We start from the raw sequence: 20,201 nt of genomic DNA, 5'->3' as shown, positions 1-20,201 counted from the left end.
TGCCGGCGGCGCGCGCGGCAGCGCCAACTTCCAGAGGTATCTCGTTCGAGGTCCAACGCCTGCTGCAGCTTGGCCGCAGCCTTGGCCTCCAATGAGGCCGGGTCCTTTTGCCAGTTCGCCATTGCTGCAGGATGCGCTACCGCAGTCGCAAGGGAAGCGACCTCCAATTCATCAAAGCCATCGCGTCAGAGCGACATTTATGAACATGTCGTAAACTTAAGGTTCACAACCGGCTACTGACGACGACATGACCACGGACTGGAATACTGCTCTCCCTAAGTCTGGCTTGGGCTATACGGACAACAAAAAAATTCCAATTACGCGTATCGCCGGGCTAAAGATTGATACCTTCAGAACTTTGGCGGACCAGATGGTCGTACTAGGTGATCACCTAACGATTATTTCTGGACGCAATGGAACGATGAAGACTTCGATCCTGGGACTGATCGCCCATCCATTCGACAGCAATGCCAAGGACGCGTTCGGCGCAGCTCTTAAGACACCACTTTCAAATGTATTTAAGCTTTCGACTACCCACGACACCAAAGACTACGGATACACGGTCTATCTCGATACGCCTAAAGGCCTGCTCGCCGAAAAAGTAAGTATCTATTGGGTAGCAAAGACGACCAACCGTCACCGGATCGTCGTTTCTGGTGCAGAAAAAGGCGACGGCAATTTCTCATACAACACCACCTTCCTTAACCTAAAGCGACTGTATCCACTGGTGGACACCAAAGCTAAGCCATCCACTAGCGCGGTCCTTGGTGCCAGCGAAGCGGCAGATCTGATCGATTTCTACGAATCAGTATTTCCAAGCACTGAATATAGTTCTTTTACCCCGGTGCAAGAGCGTGCATTGAAGACGACCTTCGGTCCGTCTGGTGCTGCTGCCACGTATGACTGGAGTTCGATATCCTCAGGTGAGGACAACCTAGGCGCGATTTTCAACAGACTTCTAGGATTTTCCCGACAAAAGAAGACTGCCGGACTGGGCAACGGAATTCTTTGCATTGACGAGATGGAGTGCAGCCTTCATCCCGTCGCTCAAACCCGCCTCATGGATTACCTTTATAGATGGTCTAAGCGCAATTCCGTCCAGGTTGTCATTACCACCCACTCCCTCCATCTAATCCAGCACGCCTACGCCACTCACGCCAAAGATCTAGCAGCCAATCGCATCTGCATAAACTTCATCAGCAAATCCAAAGCAACGGCAAAGAATACCCCAATCCTACACAATCCACCGCAAGAAATTGCATTCAAGGAACTGACATTTACGGATCCGGAAGACGCCGCCAAGGCCAGGAAGGTTGACATCTTCTGTGAGGATGATCACGCAATTCACTTCGCCAAAAGGCTTATAAAGAAGCGCAAACTTCTTGACTTGGTTCAATTCCATAGCTCTCTGGCGCCGGAAAGCAATCGGCCCGGAACTTCGTACTCCGATCTAGCGGCACTCTGCATAAGATTCCCGCTACTAATAAAGGACTCGTTAGTCCTGTTTGATGCCGACGTTCCAGCAACGCAAACAGATGCCATTGCGGATAAGTCCATGTACTTCCAGCTCCCCGACAAGGATGCCCTTGCAATCGAAAGAAGGATAATAATATTCATTATCTCTCTTTTGGACGATGACGAGTTCTTTTCCAAATTTAAGAAGGAAAAGGAAGTCTTCCTTGCAGAATTCAAGGATGTAGGAATTAGGGCCCTCGCAGTCGACAAGGTCGCTGACGAGAAGCAGGTCGACATAAAGACTTGCAAAAAATGGGCTGACTCAGACCCAGCGAAGTTCAGAATGTATGTTACGCATTATGCCAACACACTGGACGGAACCCAATTCAGGAAGACTTTTATTGATCGCGTAAATAATATAAACTTGCGACTCGGCCTTCCCCCTGTATCGGAGTGACCCATGTACTCCAATAAACTTTTTACTCCCTTGCGCTATCCGGGCGGGAAGGCAGCTTTTGCGCCATTTATCGCAGCTGTTCTTAGTGAGAACGGGCTTCTCGGCGGCTCATACTTGGAACCCTATGCAGGCGGTGCTGGCGTTGCGCTTGATCTGCTTTTCAGCGGCGCCGCTCGGCATATCCATATCAATGACGCCGATCCAGCCGTCTACCACTTCTGGCTGGCCGTCAAGGAAGATCCTGAGGGCATGCTACGGCTTGTGAGAGACACACCAATCACCATCGAAGCTTGGCTGCAGTGGCGGGACGTCCTACGCGGCAATGTCGACGCCTCTCCTTTGGAGCTCGGCTTTGCGACCCTGTTCATGAATCGAACCAATAGATCTGGAATTCTGAAGGGCGGAGTAATTGGTGGTTTAAAGCAGGATGGCACATACAAGCTTGATGCACGATTCAAAAAGGATGTGATTTCAGGCCGGATCAGTCGAATCGCCTCGCACGCCGAAGCTATCACCGTCTCTTGTGAAGACGCTCTGGCAATCCTCGCCAGAGCAGAGGAAATTGTAGGCCCGAAGGGCTTTATATATTTGGACCCCCCCTACTACATTAAGGGCAAAGGGCTATACCGAAACTACTATTCCGACCAGGACCATCGGGGCATTGCTGAGTATATTCAGTCGGATACCTTCAGGATTCCATGGGTAGTCTCTTACGATAACGTAGAACCTATCCATCGCATGTACAGCAGGTCCGCGGGCCTGGTGTATGACCTCAATTACACCGCTCATCGGAAGTATCGAGCAAGCGAGTGCGTGTTTCTCTCCAAAGGTCTTAAGCCTCCTACCGCCAAAACGAAGGCGGCATAGAACCGTGGACGTACACCTTCGGTAGACGGGCACCGTCGAGCCTTCGCTCAGAGGGCTGGGGCCAGCCGCTCCTGGCGGAAGATCTTCAACTGATTCATGGTCGCCATTAGTAATTGTACTAAGATGCGCTCCGTCTCGGCCCGTGAGACATGCCGCTACCAGAGTACGCCCATGCAGTCCCTTCCCCACTCCCATACGCTGGCCCGCCCAATCGGCCCGGCCATGATCGATGGCCCGGCGCAGTTCGTGCCCCTTGCCGCAGCGCGCGCGCGGCTTGGCTTCCCTTCGCCGGCCGACGACTTCATGGACGATGCGATCGACCTGCATCGCTTGCTGGTTCGCAACCCCGCCGCCACGTTCCTGTACCGCGCCGATGGCTGGTCCATGAGCGGCGCCGGCGTCAGCGACGGGGACATCCTGGTGGTCGACCGGTCGGTAACCCCCCAGGCGGGGGACCTGGTCATTGCCATCTGGGACGGGAACCAGCCCACCTGCAAGGTGCTGCAGCTCTTTGAAAGCCACATGGAGCTGCACTCGGCCAATCCGGACTTCCCCCCCATCGTGCTGGAGCAATCCACTGAGGTGGAAGTGTTCGCTGTCGTTGGAGTCGTCCGCCAGATCAAACGCCGGAGCGGCCGTGTTCGGGCTCGTTGACGGCAACGACTTCTACGCCAGCTGCGAGCGCGTGTTCCAGCCGGGCCTTCGCGGCGTTCCGCTGGTGGTGCTGAGCAACAACGACGGGTGCGCGATCGCGCGCTCGGCTGAGGCCAAGGCGCTCGGCATCAAGATGGGCCAGCCCGCTCACGAACTGAAGCACCTGGTACGCCGGCATGGCCTGCAGATGCGCTCGGCAAACTTCGGGCTCTATGGAGACATGAGTGCCCGGGTCGTGAGCGTTCTACGGGATGCCGCGCCGCGGGTGGAGGTCTACAGCATCGATGAGAGCTTCATCGACCTGGACGGAATTCGGGATCGCGAGCGGTTCGCGCGGGATCTGCGCCAACGTGTGCACCGGTGGACCGGCATACCGAATTGCATCGGCATCGGCCCCACGAAGACCCTGGCCAAGTTGGCCAACAAGGCGGCCAAGGGTGCTGACGGCGTGATCGACCTCGGCAATGCGGCTTACCGGGACACGGTGCTGCGGACATTCCCCGTCGGTGATCTGTGGGGCGTTGGCCGCCGGCTGGCGCCGCGGCTGGAAGCCATGGGCATCAGCACCGCAGCTGCGCTGCGCGACGCGCCGGCGGACGATATCCTGGCCACCTTCGGTGTCACGTTGGCACGCACCCAACGTGAGCTGCAGGGACATCCGTGCATGGAGCTGGAGGAAGTTGAGCCGGATCGGCAGCAGATCATGGTGAGCCGGTCCTTTGCGGATCGGGTGGAAGACCATGAAGCGGTTACCCAAGCGCTCGCTACGTTCGCCGTCAGGGCCTGCGAGAAGCTACGCGCACGCGGCCTTGTCACCGCGGGGGTATGGGTGTTCGCACATTCCGACACGTTCCGTCCGGAGCTGCGGCAGCACAACGCCACCAGATCGGTAACCCTGCCGACGGCCACCGCCGACACCATGGTTGTGCTGGGCGTGGTGCGCCGGCTGCTGCGCGGCTTGCTGCGCGATGGCATAGGGTACAAGAAGGCAGGCGTAGCGCTTCTAGACCTGGCCCGGCCAGATGAGCTGCAGGCGGACCTGTTCGCTCCCACAGTGGTCGGCAATGAAAAGCTGATGGAGACTATGGACCGGATCAACCAGAAGTTCGGACGCGGCACAGCCGGCCTCGGCGCATCTGGTTGGCAAGCGCGGCCAGCGTGGGGCATGCGGCAACAGATGCTCTCGCCGAATTACACGACCTCTGTGCACGAGATCCCGCCGGCGCGATGCTGATGCACCAACTATAGGCCGCCTCGTGGGGTGAAGGCTGCGGCCGCCGGGTGGCGGCCGCAGGTGTGCACATCAGGTCAGATGGTCAAGCTGAGACAGAACGCTCTCCTTCCACTTCAGCTGCTGCACGTCGGTGCCGGACAGCTGCTTCTTGTGGACCTGCAGCAGAACGCCGAAGGCTTCGCCAGCCGGAGTCAGGCACCACTGGCCATCACGCTTCGTCTGCAGACCACGTCCTTCCAGCAGCTTGTTGAACTTCTGGGCAGAGATGCCACGCCGGCGGCCAAGTTCGGTCGGCGTGAAGCAACGGACACCGTCAACGACAATCGCAACCGGGGCCGCATTGCGCCATGCTTCGGGGAACGATGCGTCAGGCAAATTCGCTGCATCAAGCAGCTTAGCGCCGGGGAATACAAAGGAAATGCCGTCTACATTCAGCATCTTGCCGAGTGCGGGGCGGGGGAGATCGGGTACAACGTGCTTACCATGTTTCATGGTTGTGATTACTCGCTCAAGGCAGAGCATGAACCACAGCAAGTTGACGTTCGCTAGCAAGACGCTATGATCGCCGACAGCCGTTAGGGAATCCTAACTGCCTTGCATACACCGCTAGTAACGGTGAATGTAAGTTGCCGTAGTACACGTACTGCGGTTAGTGACGTAGGTGGCCTGAGGATCTCTTCGCCGGGACCTCGGGCCATCTTTTTTTGCCGGATCAGTACCTTGTAAACCGCGCCAAGGCGTGCTGGCTTCCGACAGCCCGCAAGATAGTGGGGGTAATGGGGTCCGTCAACGCCAAATGTAGTGAAATTCGGCAATCCCTTGTGCCGCAAGGGTTTTGCGATCGGCCCCCGGTACCCCTCCGATAGGACGCTTCAGACCTGCCGGAACGGCTTGCGCAGTCAAGACCAAATCATGTATGGGCGGTGGTACAACGCTCCGCGAAAACGGAACGATGACAGCTTCGGCTGACAGTGGCTTCGCGTCTTCGGATACCTGGAACCTAGGCCAGATCAGGCAGCGATTCTGTGCTCGTAGAACGGGTGCCGCTTGTCGTCAAAGATCCGGTACAGCGCGGCCAGGTCGGCGGGATCCGGGTTCAGCCAGGCCTCGACGTGCTCAGGCTTGATGTTGATGATGGTCCGGTCGTGGCCGGCGGCCGCCACCTCGGGTTCCGGGTCGTCGGTGATGGCCGCGAACGACAGTAGATCCGGTTCCTTGCCGGCCGGGTCCACCCAATGCGACCACAGGCAGGCGACCAGCTTCGGCTCGCCCGTGCGCGGGGTGAACTGCACCACCTGGTTCTTGCCGTCCGGCCCCTCCACGTTCTCGTAGAACGTGTCGACTACCATCAGGCCATGGGTATGGCCGAAGGCGGGCGCCCAGAACTTCTCCAGGCTGTCGCGGCGGGCGTTGTAGGTGCCGGGGAAGCGCTGGTCGTAATTGACCGGCTTCCCGGCCAGACGGCACTGATAGCGCATCGGCTTGATCGTAAGCTTGCCGCCCTCGGAGACGATCACCGGGGCATACACGCCGGGGAAGATCCGGCTATCTCGGTCCTTCGGCTCGGTGCGCTTCAGATCGGCCAGCTTGGCCAGGGCGCGATCGATCTTGTTGCCGGCGATCCGCACATCTTCCCGGGCCTTCTTGGTTTCCTTCACCTGCAGCGCGCGCTCGGCATCGGCCAGGCGCTGGCGGTTGGCGAACAGCTCCTGCTCCAGTACCGCGGCCTCGGCTCGGTTCCACTGCTTCACCTCAGCCCACACCGCCAGCTCCGCCGGGCTCGTCCCGGCCCGGAAGGCGTCGTCCATGGCCTTCGGGGTCTTGGGCCGCTTCTTGCCGGGGTCATGGGCGTACAGCGCTGCGAACTCCTGCAGCGACAGGGTGGCGCCGGTCATCCGGACCAGCTTCTGATAGGCGGCGGTGATCTGGGCGGAATAGCACATGGCTGCCATCTCGCCCGAGCCAGCGTTGCGGCGGCGTGACGGCCCGCGATTACCCGAACCCCAGCGGCACTTCGGTCAGGTCCACGATAAAGATCGTGGCGTTCTGCGGCCCCATCGTCACCCCACCTACTGGGAAGGTGTTGGTGATCAGGGTCTGCGAGAACGTCTCATGCTTCGACATGAAGATCCTATTGTCGCTGGTCATGTGGAAAGCGTCCGCGTAGGCGGTACACCGGTCTTGGGACACCGATGCGTAGTAGAACCTGGGAGACGGGATAGCGATGCCGATCTTCGTGCCCGGGAAAAACTGGCCGACCTCAACGACCGGTGTATTCACCGGCGGCGGTGGGAGCGGCACAACCTGCAGAACCCGCACCCCCTTCCGCCTCGAGTCATAGAAGACAGATCCGTCCTCTCCGCGCATGCGCAGCCCAACCGGTCCGGAAGCAGCGCGCTCGGTGGCGTCGAAAGTGTAGTACTCCAACGTCTTGTTCGGGGCATTATTCGCTGCAAACACGTAGCAGCTAACACCCGACTGGACAATAGAGAACCCGGTCGTGAACGCGACACTGTCGTTGATGTACCTGATTACGTGCAGTTTCGTTGTTCCGGCAGTGCTCGCCAGCAACCCATAGTTGGACGAAGATGCAAACGGTGGTGAGCCCCCGGTTGAACTGCCCTGAAAGGAACCCGTATCGAGCGTTCCCGACTTGGCCAGCTGCAGATTCCGATAGCCGGCCCCGATCTGGATCTGCCCGGTCCCTTGGTTCCGCACGCGCAGTCCGACGGCCATCAGCTGTAGATCCCATAGTGAAGGGTGATGCCGCCGACGGTTCCCGATGTGGGTTTGCTTGGGAACATTTCCATCCTGACGTGGTAGTTCACCACGTCTGGATCCCACGTCCAGGTGATGCCGTTTCCCGAGATGGTCACCGATGGCACCAGCATGCCGTACACAGATCGCTGGTCCTCGCATGTGAAGTAGTAGAAGGGCTCGCCGCCAGAAAAATCGTTGACGACAAGCCCTCCGTTCGCTTCAGGCGGCGCCACCCATTTGTTGTTGGAGTTCACCGGGTTGTAGAGAGGAAACCTGTATGACCCGATCATCTTCGACAGCTTGGTGGTGATCGAGGTCTCCACGTAACCGTTCTCGTTCCTCACGCGAAGGCCGACGTCCGTCATTACAGCAACACTCCAAGTTCGACCGCAGGGACCCCGTTCGGGTAGTACACGTAAACGCCCTGGTTGGTGATGTTCAGGCGGTAGCCGCCGGCCACGGTCCCGTTGAATTCGAACCCACCACCTGCTGCCTTGTTGATGCGCCAGCCGGTTTGTCCCTGCACGTAGTCATCCGACTGGATCACCCCGCTGATCTTCGCGTTGGTGATCGCGGCATCTTCGATGTTGGCGCTCTTGATCCACGCCGTGCCGATCAGCGCCTGGCTGATGAAAGTCTGCCCACCTTGGATCACGAATGGCGTTGTCACCAGGCCGTTCACCAGGTTGATCAGGGCCAAGCGATCGGCCTGGAACAGGATCTGGCTCTGGTAGCTGCCGTCGGACTGGTTCTCGATACCGATACCCATACCGGCCACGTAGTACTGGCCATTGGCCGCGATCTGCAGCTTGAGGCTCCAGGACGCACTGATCCGGCCGTCCATGTCCACCACGGCCTGCGAGGCCTGCTGCACCATTGCCTGCGTTTCGCCCACCGATGCCTCGGTGTTCTCCACCCGCTCCGACAACGCGTAGTCGCCGGTGGCTATGACCGACAGCGTGGTGATGGTGCCGGCGTAAGAGGTCTCATCACCGGCGTTCCAGTCCTGATCGCCAGCATGCTCCGCGCTGTACTGCGCCACCAGGCCGTTGACCTGCTGGCCCACCGCAGTCACTTTGCCGTCCACCTCCTGCACGTCCAACTGCAGCTGGTTCACCTGACCGACCAGCGCACCCGCCTCGGCCACGGCCTTGCCGACATCCATCCACTTCGTGCCCGGCGGCGTTTCGTTGCCGTTGCCCGGCCCCTTCCATTGCCAGATCCGGCCGTTGTGGACAACTGTCTGCCCGGGCTCGTAGGTAGCACCGGCCTTCCAGATCAGCGGCACCAGCCCGCTGGTGCTCTCGATCTTCGCCAGCAGGTCCTGGCCCAGCGAGCTCTCCACGATCTTGCCGCGGAAGTACTCCTCGTACTTGCTGACGTCGGTGCTGGCCTGCCCCATGACGCCGGCACCGGCCGGATACCACGGGCCGATATTGCCGCTCTTGTCCACCAGCCGGCCCCAGAAGTAGAACTTGGCACCGGCGGCCAGGCCGTCGAGCTGGTAGCGGTTCTGCGGGTAGGCGAAGTCGGCGAACTTCGTGGCGCTGGCACGGTCCGGCCCGGTGCTGCGCCAGATCTCGGTCCGTTCGGTGTCGGTGGCACCGGGCGGGAAGCCCCACGCCAGCTGGATGCCGAACACCACCGGGGTGGCCGTCAGCGAGGTCAGCGCCGGCGGCGGCTCCGTCTTGCCCTTGATGTCGGTCAGCATGCTCAGCGTCGGCTGCGAGACCGCGTTGAGCGCGTTGACCGCGCGCACTCTGGCCAGGTACTTGCCGGCGTAGATGCCCCGGACCTCACAGCTGGTGGTCCCTACCCGGCCCGCACGCACCCAGTTCAGATCGTCCCGGCGCCATTCCACGTCGTAGGCAATCGCATTGTCGGCAGCATCCCACTCGATGGTCAGCACCGGCGTCGCGATGCCTTGGTCGATCACCACATGGGATGACATGCGCACGTTGGCCGGCGGCGGCTGCACGCTGGGCGGAATGACGCTGATCGGCGGCGGCTCCAGGCGGGTGCCGTCATCGATGGCAGCGAACTTGTCCGGGCGGTGCTGCAGCGCCGTGATGCGGTAGGTGAGCCCCTCCTCCTCGGCGATGCTCAGTACGCGGAACTGCTGCAGCACCAGGTCGGTCGACTCGGTCGCCCAGATCGACTGCGCCACCGGCACCGCGCTCCAGGGCGCCGAGACGGTCACCACGCGCGTGGCGGGGTTGACCCCGTTGATGGTCCGCGCCTCGGTCTTGCCGCTCGGCAGCGTGGCGCGCAGGCGGTCACCCACGGCCATTGTCGGCGGCACCACGTCCAGGGTCAGGCTGTTGGCGGTTGCCGCGCTGATGCGGCCGGAATTCCGACGGCCGGCGCGGTTGGCGTCGGCCACCTGGATCACGTCGCCCGGCATGCAGTTCAGCGCATCCAGACCGACCGCGAAGGTGACCGTTTCCGTCTCCAGGTTCTCGCTGTACAGGATGTGGTTGCCCACCCGCTGCGCCTGCGACTTCGAATGACAGCCCAGCGCGGTGACCTCGATCTGGTTCACGCCATAGCGGGCGATGCCGTCGTGCAGCTGCACCGGCTCAACCTTCTGCCGGCCGAAGTCGTCAGGGTCCGTCCAGGACACCAATGCGACGGTGTGGCGCGCCTTCCGGCTGCTGCCCTCGTAGCTGAAGCGCCCCTCGACCACATTGGCCTGGCTGTAGGTGTAGACCGGGTCCTTGGGCATGTCCGCCGAGGCCATGACCTGACCGGCGGCATAGAAACTGATGCCCCGGAACATGCTGGCCATGTCCTGCAGAACCTTGTATGCATCGGCCCGGGTCTGCAGGTACAGGCTGCAGGTGAAGCGCGGTTCCATCCCGCCCACGCCATCGCTGACCAGCTGATCGCAGTACTGCGCGATCTCGTACAGCCGCCACTTGTCGACCCAATCCAGCGGCAGGCGATTGCCCAGGCCGAACCGGTCGTTGGTGACAATGTCGAAGAACACCCAGGCCGGGTTGTTGGTCCATGCCGACTTGAAGGTGCCGTCCCAGATACCGCTGTAGGCGCGCGTGCGCGGGTCGTAGTTGCTCGGCACCCGGATGATGCGGCCCCAGATCTGGTAGGCGCGCGACGGGACGTTCTGGAACGCGCTCGCATCGACCTGCACCGCAGCGAGCGCGCAGTTGGGATAGCGCAGCTTGGCGTCGATGATCTCCGTCAGCGAGAGGATGTTCACCGTATCGGCAACGGTCGAGCTGTTCGCGTTCGGCGTCAGACGGCGCACGCGTGCCTGCCACTGAGAACCGGCCGGCAGATCGATGCGGTGGCTTCGCTGGTACTCGCTGGTGGTCTTCCCCCGGAACGCGTTGGTCAGCACGGTGCTGAAGGCACCCCCGTTCACGGACAGATCGATCGCATACTCGATGGCATAGCCTTCGGTGTCCGCGTTTTCCGTGTTCTGCCGTTGCAGGGCGGGCAAGCCAAAGCGAATGCGCGCGGCCGACAGATCGGCACCTGAGATAGTGCGGACGACGGGCGCATTGCTGCGCAGCTCGACCCCGACCGTGACCTCGTTCTCGACCGAGGGGAACCCGGCGATGTACTCCTGGTCCTGCGTGCCCGCGCGGGTTTCCACCCGCACGCCCGCGAAGTTCAGGGTGCCGTCGCTGTTCTGGATCGGCACCTCGTTGAGGTAGACCGACTGGTTGCCTGCCACCAGCCCCCGGATCTCGCCCTCGCTGATCAGGTCCAAGATCTTCGCGCAGGAGATCGAGTGCAGGCTGTCGGGGGTCTCGACCGGCGTGCGGGCATTGCCGCCACCCTTTCCGCCAGCACCAGCGATGGCCGCCGGCGAGCAGGCGCGCGCCAGCTGCGTCGGCTGATACTTGATGGCTACGTTCACTGCTGATCCTCTGCGTAGATGCCGCCGCTGATCACCGCTGAGCCCACGAACATGCCCTTGGTGTCGTGGCCGCCGTAGGCGACGGGCACGGGGTTGCCTTGGGCCTGCGTGTTCACGGCGCCGTTCATGCTGTAGTTCGGGGTGTTCTCGGGGCTGTCCTTGGCGCCAAGCCCGGTAGGCTGGGGGGAGAGCATCTGCACGATGCCCCCTGCGGCCATTGCCACGCCCAGCTTCATGAGGGGCACGCCCACTGGGGTATAGGAGAAGATCGCGCCCACCACGATCAGCACGGCGCCGACGATGGTCTGTAGCGCGCCTGCGCGCTTGGCCCCCATCAGCACGGGAGCGATGCGAATGTCATCGCCCCCAGGAGGATCGCGCAGCTGCTCCTTGGACAGGTTCTGGCGCCCGACGAACACGGCAAACTCCATGCCCCTAGCCTTGGCGCCCATCAGGTACTGCTGGAAGCCCGGCAACAGCACACACAGCGCGCGGACAGCCTCGGCGGGATTGCTGACGGCCAGGCGGAACTTGCGCCCGAAGCGGGCGCCCAGGAGGCCGTACAGGCGGATGGTGCGCAGCCGGTCAACCATGAGTCGCCCCCAGGTGACGGACGATGTAGCGCGTCCGCTCTGCCCACATGCCGCCGTAGACCACCCTCTCCGACAGGCGGCCGTGCATGTGGTGCAGCATCTGGCCGTCGCCCAGATAGACACCTGCGTGGTTCGGCACAGGCGAGCGGATCTGCATCAGCACCATGTCGCCGCGCTGCGGCTCGCCGTCGATCAGCTCGAACCCCTCTGCGCGCAGGCGGTCCAGGCTGTAGAGGTCCTGGCCCTTCTCCCACCAGTCGTCCTCACGTTCGTACTGGCTGAGCCGGATGCCCAGCTCCCGGGCGTAGAAGTCGCGCACCAGGCTGTAGCAGTCCAGCACCCCGTGGGCGAACTGGCGACCAACCAGCGGCGCCTCGTAGCCGCAAGGCTCGATGGTCTGAAGGTCACCGCACTCCGGGTCGGAACCGGTGCACTGCCCCACGCTCACGATGTGCCACGGCAGGCCGCTGGCCTCGCACATGACGCGGTCGGCATCCGATGGCGTCGCCGGGGCGTTGGGGTGGCTGTGCACGACGGCCAGCACCTGGCCCTGGTCTTCCGCATCGGCATAGTCCTCGGCAGGCAGGCGGAAGTGCTCGCTGGGCGTGGTGGCCACGTTGCGGCAGGCAACGAAGACCTCACCGTCGGCCGTGGCCACAATCAGTCCGCAGCACTCGCGCGGATACTCGGCCACGGCGTGCGCCTGGATGGCCTGCAGGGTGCTCTGTTGCATGGTCTCGCCCATGAAAAAGCCCGCACATGGCGGGCTTGGTGGTTACTCGACGGTGGCGTAAATCAGGTGCGCAGCAGGCCTGCGGCCGGGAACCCGCCATAGGGCAGAGGCTTGTCGGCGCCGAAGCGCAGCTTGCAGCTCCTCACCCTGCCCCCGCACTGGTCGCGCGACGGGTCGGTGGTCGGCACGTCGTTGGCGTCGGCCACAGCCGGTCCGGTGTAGCCACAGAACGGGCCGCGGTAGCCGCCCCGGATCAGCCAGCCGCACACGCCCGCGATGACCTGCCTCCCCGGCAGCTGCTCGCCGTTGAGGTCGATGGCCGTCGTCAGCTCGAACTCGACCACCTCCTTCGTCTCGGAGACCTTGCGCTCGATGAACCAGATCTCGTCCAGGAAGTGCTCGTTGGGGTCGGCGGTGGGGTTGAATCCACCGATCACTGGCTGCGCGCCTGTCGGGATGAAAAAGCCTTGTGGCGTGTCTGCCAGTTCGATCTGCGTTCCGTAGGCGACAACGTTCCCGCCAACTGTGTTCGTGTCCGGGCCTATGCTGGACGTGGTGCTGCTACTCGCGGCATTCAGCACCACCTTGAACACCAGCTTCAGCACGCCGCCGCCCACGTCGGTTTGCTCCAGCAGCGTGGTCGGCCCGGCGGTGGAAGTGTTGACGGTGAACCTGCTGGTGGGTGTACCCGCAAGAATCGAATAGGTCGTGCCGGCGGCGGTGTTGTGGTTGATACCGATGCGTGCCCTGCCGGAGCTGCCGAACTTCAGGTACGAGGTAACGATCAGGGTGTCACCTGCCGCATAGCCGCCAGTGCCGGATGCATTCGTCGTCGTCACCCGATGCCAGCTAACGCCATTGCTCGCGTAGCGCACCGGGTAGAAGGTCACCCCCTCGACCGTTTCCGGCGGCAGATTGGTGCCGGCGCCATTGCCCTCATAGTTCCAGCGCGCACCACCGTTCACTCCCCCGGGGTTGTTGCTCCAGCGCACCCGGTTCTGCCCGGGGAAGTTCTTTGCATCCAGGTACTTCACCAGCGTCTGCCGGCGGATCACCTTGGCCCCGACCATGTCGCCGTAGAGCATGCACATGGCGGCGATCCGGCCGTCCAGGTTGCCAACCTTCAACCGCGGGTTCGGCGGCTGGTCGCTGGTGCGCTCGAACCCGGTCGCCTCAATCGGCCAGGCGCCGTACTCCTGCCCCTGCCACCAGATCACGCCCGACTGCAGGTGCGCGTGGAAGAACAGCTGGTCGGCGCCGAAGCTGCTGGCGTCCAGCTCGTAGACCGTGACGCGGCCACCCGGCTCGAGCTGCTGGGCATCGGCCGTGATCATTCCAGCACCGCCGATTCACCGGCGCCCAGCGGCAGCGATACCTCACCAGGCCAGTTGAAGGCCTCCGGCTGCGGCAGCAGTGCCCGGACCTGCTCCCAAGTCTCAATGCCCGCAGGTGGTGCCAGCACCAGTTGCTCCAGAACTTGGCTGACCGAGTCGCGCCAGGCAACCATTGCGCGCGCCTCATCGCGATAGCGGGTGATCCTGCTGTTGAAGTAGCTGCAGCAGGTTTCGATGCTGTCGTAGCGGCGCTCAACTACCCAGCTGGTCATCCATGCCCAAGCGCTGGCGCGGATAGCTGCAAAATGCTCCGGACTGTAGAGCTTGTAGGGCAGTGGCTCAGGATCCGGGACGTTGCCTGCGTCCAGCCATTCCCTGTACTGCCGGGCTTGCCAGGTGTCAGCGTCCACCGGAATCGTTGCGCCGGTGTCCAGGCATTTCACCGCACCAGTGTCCTTCGTCAGCTCGTACATGATCAGATCTCCGAATCCGCGGTCCAATGCCACCAGCCACCCCACTGGCCATTCGTGTTGCTCCAAGCGGCGTTGAACCCGGTTTCACCGATAGCTTCAGGTGAAGCCGCGACGTTCGTGCCATCGGCTTGGGAAATGACCCCCGTGGTTCCCGAGGGAGCACCACGAAGCACAATCGCTGGAGGCGCGCGCATCACGCACTTGAAAGTCACGTAGGCTCGATTCAGTGAATTCGTAAGGTTTCCGGAGCCCCAGGTCACTCGTCCTTCGTTCGTTACCGTCCCTGGCGTTGTGGCAAGGTTGTAGCTCTTCTGGTAGTACCGCTGGCAGAGAGCCACCTCCAGCGCCTGCGGGCGCACCACGAACGGACTGGCCGCGCTGCCACGTTCGAGCTTGGGCCGGGCGTAGGTCACACCCGATGCAGTGAGCTGAACCGTCAAGTTGCCGCTACCGGACGGCGTGAGCGTCACGCCTCGACGCCCACTGCCGGCGGTGATCGTCCCTGTTGCCCCGCCAACACTCACGCTGATGCTGCCGCTCGGATTCTCGACGCTGATCGTCAACGGCTGCCCCCAGGCAAGCTGCGGCGCCTCTACGATCTGCTGCAGTGGGCCGCTGGTATGGGTGAAAACACCCGTGGTCGCATTGATGGTGACGTTGCAGCCACCTGTGCCAGCCTTCCAACGGTCATAGCCATACGCTCCGGCCGCCAGCGCGCCACCAGCGAAACCGCGCTGGTTGATCGGAACGCCGCAGTTGATCAGCATGTTGTCGCCGCCGACAGCGGCAAGGCCTGAAACCGAACCGTACAACTCCTCGAAGTTGCCGTTGATTTTCTGCGACATCAGTCGCGCAGGGTCGCCCTTCTTCCCGTTCGGCTGGACAGTGTCGATATCGATAATTTGGCGTGCCATGGCCTCTCCTACGGCTGGAACGTTTGTTCGAAGGTGCAACTGATGCGGATGTATCCTTCGCGCTCATCAGTTGCTGACAGCTTGGTGCAGCGAAATCGCGCCATTGGCTCGTTCGGTGGAGTCCAGAAGAAGCTCTCTCCCCGGGTCTTGCGTAGGCGAAGAAACGCTCGCACCCCAGCCATGTCATCCGCTTGCAAATGGCCCCACAGCTCGATGGTCCAGGTCTGCCGCTCGCTGTTGATCCCGTCAGTGGCAACCTGCTCATAGCCGTCGCCGAAGCGCGCGGTTTTCTCCGCGTAGGCGTACTCCACCTGCGGCTCTTGGCTGTAGACCAGCCAACCGAATGTTTCGGTCATAGTCGATGACCCTTGAAATGAAGGCGAAGACCGCGCAACGCATCCAGCAGCCGCTTTGCTACCATCGGGCTTCCTCCGGTTGCTGAGCGAGCGGTCTGAAATGAAACTGAAACTTGAGTCGTTCTCCGCCCAAGAGCCTGTCGGCGAAGACGGTCAATCTGTGGGCGCTGTGTTGCGCGTTGTGTTTCGCGATGGCCTGCCCGGAACGCTGGGTGTCTCTGGCACCATCGGCATTTCGTTCGAGCACCCCAACCCGGCCGGCCTGACATTCGCCGAGGTCGAGCGCCTGGCGATCGATCGAGTACTCGACGCGATGTGACCACGGAAGGGCTCGCTGCTTGCGAGCCCTTCCCGTATCCGCGTCAATCCCTGACTACCTGCTGTTCTTCAATGCCCACAGAACGCCATTGGGCTTCATCTGCTGGATAGCCCACTGCCCCGCCATTGCGTTGAAGCTCCGTTGGATTGCGCTCTCTGAGCTACGGCTGGCAGCGCCATCGCCAGCCCCATCGCCGCCGTTCTGCACGTTGATCGTGCTGTCGATGCTGACTGACGGCCCGCCGGCGAGCGCACGAGCCGGCGATCCGGCACCAACAATGCCGCCGTCAACATAGCCACGAAGGCCGCGACGCATAGCCTCGACAACGCCCAAGCCACCAGCCCGGGCAATGTCCGTTTGCGACCAAACCACCTCGCCCTTGTGCACCACGCCGGCGGGCTCGTACTTTCCACCGTCACCGGTGTAGCCCCCGGCAGAGAAACCCCACGAGCCGGAGAACAGAGACCCCAGGGTGCCGGTGTAACCACTGCCTCCGCCGAAGCTGTTCGCGATGCCCATTGCGGCTTGCCGAAATGCGATCTTGGCCAGGTCGGCCAAGACCGAGCGGGTCATATCGGAGAAGCTGATCTTGCCGGTCTCAGTGAACTTCACCCAGACGTCCTCGAGGCCGCCGAACACGTTGGAAACCAGACCCCCCATCTGCTGCGCCGCGTTGCCGGCCTGCTGCTTATAGTTTTCCCAGGCACTCGCTGCTCCCAACAGCCAATTGCCCTCGGCCTGCTGTAGCTCCCGATAGCCATCGCGCACAGCCTGCACTCGGTCCAGCGTCTTGGCCAACAGGATTGCCTTCTCTTCCTCGAAGGTCGAATCGTCGATCTGGTCGGCATTGCGCTGCAGCGTCAGTTGGCGCAGCTTCTCCGCCTGGTCGTCGTAGGCATCGTTGATGCGCTGCTGGATCTCGAACTCACGATCACCCATGCCAACCTGGGCAACTCGCGTCTCCAGGTGACGCCGCAAGGCGTCGTTGCTGGCCTCCAGCGCGTCCGAGTACGCGGCGATCGCGTTCCTGCGGGTCTTGACCGCGCGCTCTTCCTCGGTCGCCAGCACCTGCAGCTTCGCGGCCCCGTCGGTGCGCACCTTGGCCAGCCGCGCCTCCAATTCGCCCAACTGGCGCTTGACCGTGATTCCTTCCTTGCCCGCGACGTTCTGCCGCTGAAGGAAGTCGATCTGTGCCTGCAGCGATCGCGCATCCGCGTCCGTGCTGGCCTGCGTCAGTTCCTTCATGCGGCTGTAGTAGGCCTCAGCCGTGATCTGACGGGCTGCATACTCCGCGCGCAGGGTCTGGGTGCTCGCCGATATGGTCGCCTGTTCCTGCACCAGGTCGTCCTTGTAGCCTTGGAGGCCTGCCGCCCTCGAAGCCGACCCGCTGGACGACTTCGGCTTCTCTGCATACTTTTTGTCGATGGCGGCGACGGCTGCGGCACGGCGTTCTTCAATGGCACGTACCTCTTCCACGAGCCCGGCCGCTTCAGCTTTACGTCGGACGACCTCAGCCTGCCCGTTGATTTGGGCGATTTCCCTCTTCTTCTTCTGCTCCTTCGTGGCTTGGGCCTCGATGATCGCGTCTTGCTGCTGCACGTACTCCGCGCTTGCGTCTTGGGCAGCCTTTACTTCTGCATCCTTTCGCTCTTTGATCAGGTCGCCAGCCAATGCCTTGATCTTCTCCGACCGCTCCTTGATCGACTTCTCCATTGCAGCGAGGGCAAAGGGATTCCGGGCCAACGGCAGGCCCCGCTGGGTGCCGCTAGCCAGATCGTTCAGCTTTTCCAGTTCCCGCTGGTTCTCAGCCAACAGCTGCTGCATTTGCGCTGCCGCTGGCCCGAGGCCCACACTCGCCTGCATCGCCGACCACGCCTTCGTGGCCTCGACCCACAGGTCCTTGAATCCCCGAATCACCGGGTTCTGGCTGGCGCGGACCCGAGCGAGCGCCATGACCGTTTCGTCCGCTGCTGCACGGGTTATCACGGTCACGGAGTCTTGGTTCCGACCTTGCTCCTGCAACGCCTTCACCTGCTCGTAGAGCGCCAGGGTCATGAAGTTGACCTGCTCGTTGAGCTTCTGCATTCCCTTGACCGGGTCTTCCGCCACCTTCGCGTACAGGGCGATAGTTTCATCAAGCGCCTGTCCGCTGATTTCCTTCATCGCCACGGCCGCGTTGGCCACGTCCTGAAGGTTCTGCGCGGCAATCTTCCCGTTCGAGCCGACGGCCTGAGCCGCCTCGGCGCCAACGCCCGCGGCAACCTGCAGCGCATCGCTGGTATTCTGAGCCATGGTGACGAGCGTCAGGGTCGTCGCGGCCGCCTCATTGCGCGACAGGACCAGCGCCTTCGTGTAGGCCTGGGCCTGCTGCTCGGCGTCATACCAGGCGTAGACCACCAAACCGACAGCCGCCGCGGCCACGGTGTACGGATTCACCATTCCCAGCAGCGCCGACGAGACCCCCTTCAATGCCGGCTCCACGCCGCCAAAGCTGTCCTTGATCTGTCCACCCTGCTGCACCAGCACGGTGAAGAACGGCATGCCGCCCTGCAAGCTGGTGAAGATGTCGGTGAACTGAGCGGGCAGCTGGCGCATGGCCTGTGCGGTCTGGCCAGCGGAGATTCCGAGGTCGCTAATCTGGTTCTTCACTGGCAGCGGCCGTCCGGCCTCGCTGCGCAGTTCGCGCAGCTGCCGAGTCAGCACACCCAGCCCCTGACGAATGTCGGCCAGGTCCGCGCTGATGCGGACCCGCAAGTTGGCAGATGGCTCAGCCATTGGTAGGTAGCTCCTTCGGGGGATGAACAGGGTCACCGCCCGTCATCAAGGTCTGGTACTTCTGCCAGCCGGCGGCATCTGCACCGAATGCAACACGCATGGCAAGCGCGAAGTCGACCAGCCGCAGCCGATCATCCCTAGCGGCAGCTGCGGTGAAAGCCCGCAACTGCGCCAGGGTGTAGCTGAGCACTTCGCGCCGGCCGTGTCCGCGAGCGATCAGGAACTGGACAAGGTCGGCGGTTGCGGGAGGCTGACCGCTTCCCTGATCGCCACCACCATTCGCCTCAGCCGTAGGGCAAAAAAATCCCGATTGAGGCCCGCCACCGCCTCGAGAAGCTGGGCCACCTCGTCCAGGTTGCCTCCCGCAACCCACTTCGGATCGCGGTCGACTGCCACGGCCAGAGCCGCGGCAATCTCGGTGCTGTCCTGTTCGAGCAGGTCCAGCACCAAGGCTCCGACGTCAACCGCCGCGGAGCCGTCGGGCAGGCCGGCGATCATGGCGATGCGCCCGATCGTCGAGCGACAAGCCGCAATGAACGGCCCCAGCTGCTCGAGCCGCAATGGCCCCACGACGAGCACCTCACCGCGAAAGGGAACCGAGCGAGTGGGCGGCGTGATGGCGTCCATGTCCTGCACAGTCACTTCTCCTGCTGCCAGTAGAAGTAGGCCGACTTGTCAGGGCCCGTCGCCTTGGCCACGTCCTTCACCAGCTTGCCCGGCACACTGCCCGAGCCAAACTCGGTACCGATCAGGCCCATGCTCTCGATGACGCCGCCGGTGACCTTGTGGCACACCAAGCGCACCATCTTGCCGCCGCGCGCTTCATTGGCGCCAATGAACTGCATCTCGTAGTACTTCTGGCTGGTAATGGCCGCCTCGACCTGCCCCAGCGCGGCATGCTTGAAGGTCACCTTGACGTTGGGCGCACCCGCCACCGGTGCCGGGATGGTCGAGCCCGCGGGGATGAAGAGCATTCCACGCTCGAGCCGGTAGTCCTTCCCGGCCTGGTAGGCCGTGGACCCGGTCGAGGGCTTCACATCGGTGATTTCACTGGCAATTCGCGACAGCGGCACATACGCGCCAACCACGGCAGTGGCCACCTCATCGGTCACGGTGGCCGCTGCCACATCAGTCGACTTGCCACGCGTCACGCGTGCGAAGTTGGCTGCGTTGAAGTCGTGGAACGTGTAGCTCAGGTTGTAGCCGGTGACGCGGTCCACGCTGTTGGCGACGCCACCGCCTGGGTTCTGATAGTCGGCCAGCTCGACCGTGGTGGACTGCGGCGCGACCGCGAATGCGGACACGTTTCCGACCTCCTCGAACGGCAGGCCGCTATTCCACTCGCGGATGAGGACGATGCCGCTGCCCAGGTAGCTGTAATCTTCGGCCAT

The 20,201-nt window shown here is 62.4% G+C and carries 20 protein-coding genes; 5 read left to right on the top strand and 15 right to left on the bottom strand.

Going from position 1 to position 20,201, the window contains the following annotated elements; all coding sequences use genetic code 11:
- Nucleotides 1-247 precede the first annotated feature (247 nt).
- The 4 genes from ARC63_RS22785 to ARC63_RS10180 all read left to right on the top strand — a co-directional run bounded on the left by ARC63_RS22785 (nt 248) and on the right by ARC63_RS10180 (nt 4,667).
- Nucleotides 248-1,912, top strand: coding sequence for an AAA family ATPase (locus ARC63_RS22785; protein ID WP_082587840.1), 1,665 nt, complete (start codon nt 248-250; stop codon nt 1,910-1,912).
- Between the two features lie 3 nt (nt 1,913-1,915).
- Nucleotides 1,916-2,779: a DNA adenine methylase gene (locus ARC63_RS10190; protein WP_057503192.1), complete on the top strand. Its 864-nt coding sequence runs from the start codon at nt 1,916-1,918 to the stop codon at nt 2,777-2,779.
- A 171-nt stretch (nt 2,780-2,950) separates the two neighbouring features.
- Nucleotides 2,951-3,433, top strand: coding sequence for a LexA family protein (locus tag ARC63_RS10185; RefSeq protein WP_057503234.1), 483 nt, complete (start codon nt 2,951-2,953; stop codon nt 3,431-3,433).
- Nucleotides 3,417-4,667 carry a Y-family DNA polymerase gene (locus ARC63_RS10180; RefSeq protein WP_057503191.1) on the top strand — a complete coding sequence of 417 codons (1,251 nt, stop codon included), beginning with the start codon at nt 3,417-3,419 and terminating at the stop codon, nt 4,665-4,667. Before ARC63_RS10185 ends, ARC63_RS10180 begins: the two co-directional genes overlap by 17 nt.
- Before the next feature lie 69 nt (nt 4,668-4,736).
- On the opposite strand, the gene ARC63_RS10175 is transcribed toward ARC63_RS10180, so the two are convergent.
- The 11 genes from ARC63_RS10175 to ARC63_RS10120 form a co-directional block, all read right to left on the bottom strand.
- Nucleotides 4,737-5,159, bottom strand: a complete 423-nt coding sequence (locus ARC63_RS10175) for a hypothetical protein (RefSeq protein WP_139042404.1) — start codon at nt 5,157-5,159, stop codon at nt 4,737-4,739.
- 518 nt (nt 5,160-5,677) lie between these two features.
- Nucleotides 5,678-6,610, bottom strand: coding sequence for an SOS response-associated peptidase family protein (locus ARC63_RS10170; RefSeq protein WP_057503233.1), 933 nt, complete (start codon nt 6,608-6,610; stop codon nt 5,678-5,680).
- A 49-nt stretch (nt 6,611-6,659) separates the two neighbouring features.
- On the bottom strand, nt 6,660-7,403 hold the full coding sequence (locus ARC63_RS10165) for a hypothetical protein (protein ID WP_057503189.1): 744 nt from the start codon (nt 7,401-7,403) through the stop codon (nt 6,660-6,662).
- Nucleotides 7,403-7,792 (bottom strand): hypothetical protein, encoded by a 390-nt coding sequence (locus ARC63_RS10160; protein WP_057503188.1) that lies wholly within the window; start codon nt 7,790-7,792, stop codon nt 7,403-7,405. The genes ARC63_RS10165 and ARC63_RS10160 overlap by 1 nt, the downstream gene beginning before the upstream one ends.
- Nucleotides 7,792-11,313, bottom strand: a complete 3,522-nt coding sequence (locus tag ARC63_RS10155) for a TipJ family phage tail tip protein (protein WP_082587839.1) — start codon at nt 11,311-11,313, stop codon at nt 7,792-7,794. Before ARC63_RS10155 ends, ARC63_RS10160 begins: the two co-directional genes overlap by 1 nt.
- Nucleotides 11,310-11,906, bottom strand: a complete 597-nt coding sequence (locus ARC63_RS10150; protein WP_057503187.1) for a tail assembly protein — start codon at nt 11,904-11,906, stop codon at nt 11,310-11,312. The genes ARC63_RS10155 and ARC63_RS10150 overlap by 4 nt, the downstream gene beginning before the upstream one ends.
- Nucleotides 11,899-12,639 carry a C40 family peptidase gene (locus ARC63_RS10145; protein ID WP_057503231.1) on the bottom strand — a complete coding sequence of 247 codons (741 nt, stop codon included), beginning with the start codon at nt 12,637-12,639 and terminating at the stop codon, nt 11,899-11,901. The genes ARC63_RS10150 and ARC63_RS10145 overlap by 8 nt, the downstream gene beginning before the upstream one ends.
- 62 nt (nt 12,640-12,701) lie before the next feature.
- On the bottom strand, nt 12,702-13,973 hold the full coding sequence (locus ARC63_RS23665) for a phage minor tail protein L (RefSeq protein WP_231298619.1): 1,272 nt from the start codon (nt 13,971-13,973) through the stop codon (nt 12,702-12,704).
- On the bottom strand, nt 13,970-14,479 hold the full coding sequence (locus ARC63_RS10130) for a hypothetical protein (RefSeq protein WP_139042403.1): 510 nt from the start codon (nt 14,477-14,479) through the stop codon (nt 13,970-13,972). The genes ARC63_RS23665 and ARC63_RS10130 overlap by 4 nt, the downstream gene beginning before the upstream one ends.
- Entirely contained in the window at nt 14,449-15,360 is a 912-nt protein-coding gene (locus tag ARC63_RS10125; RefSeq protein WP_057503185.1) for a hypothetical protein, read from the bottom strand. Before ARC63_RS10125 ends, ARC63_RS10130 begins: the two co-directional genes overlap by 31 nt.
- Nucleotides 15,361-15,368: 8 nt before the next feature.
- The gene (locus tag ARC63_RS10120; RefSeq protein WP_057503184.1) at nt 15,369-15,716 is read right to left on the bottom strand and encodes a phage tail protein; all 348 of its coding nucleotides are present in this window, start codon (nt 15,714-15,716) and stop codon (nt 15,369-15,371) included.
- Nucleotides 15,717-15,816: 100 nt separating this feature from the next.
- Between ARC63_RS10120 and ARC63_RS10115 the strand changes: the two genes are divergently transcribed.
- Nucleotides 15,817-16,035, top strand: a complete 219-nt coding sequence (locus ARC63_RS10115; protein WP_139042402.1) for a hypothetical protein — start codon at nt 15,817-15,819, stop codon at nt 16,033-16,035.
- A gap of 54 nt (nt 16,036-16,089) precedes the next feature.
- Here the strand turns inward: ARC63_RS10115 and ARC63_RS10110 are convergent, their stop codons facing one another.
- From ARC63_RS10110 to ARC63_RS10095, 4 genes are read right to left on the bottom strand one after another with little or no spacing between them, the layout of a single operon-like run.
- Nucleotides 16,090-18,810 carry a phage tail tape measure protein gene (locus ARC63_RS10110; RefSeq protein WP_082587838.1) on the bottom strand — a complete coding sequence of 907 codons (2,721 nt, stop codon included), beginning with the start codon at nt 18,808-18,810 and terminating at the stop codon, nt 16,090-16,092.
- Nucleotides 18,803-19,000, bottom strand: coding sequence for a hypothetical protein (locus tag ARC63_RS10105; RefSeq protein ID WP_057503182.1), 198 nt, complete (start codon nt 18,998-19,000; stop codon nt 18,803-18,805). The genes ARC63_RS10110 and ARC63_RS10105 overlap by 8 nt, the downstream gene beginning before the upstream one ends.
- 26 nt (nt 19,001-19,026) lie before the next feature.
- Nucleotides 19,027-19,437, bottom strand: coding sequence for a hypothetical protein (locus ARC63_RS23435; RefSeq protein ID WP_082587846.1), 411 nt, complete (start codon nt 19,435-19,437; stop codon nt 19,027-19,029).
- An 11-nt stretch (nt 19,438-19,448) separates the two neighbouring features.
- Nucleotides 19,449-20,201 carry a phage tail tube protein gene (locus ARC63_RS10095; RefSeq protein WP_057503180.1) on the bottom strand — a complete coding sequence of 251 codons (753 nt, stop codon included), beginning with the start codon at nt 20,199-20,201 and terminating at the stop codon, nt 19,449-19,451.

Source organism: Stenotrophomonas geniculata ATCC 19374 = JCM 13324, from assembly GCF_001431625.1.
Lineage (GTDB): Bacteria > Pseudomonadota > Gammaproteobacteria > Xanthomonadales > Xanthomonadaceae > Stenotrophomonas > Stenotrophomonas geniculata.
Note: the sequence above shows the minus strand (reverse complement) of the source record. Positions and strands in the feature narration are given on the sequence as shown.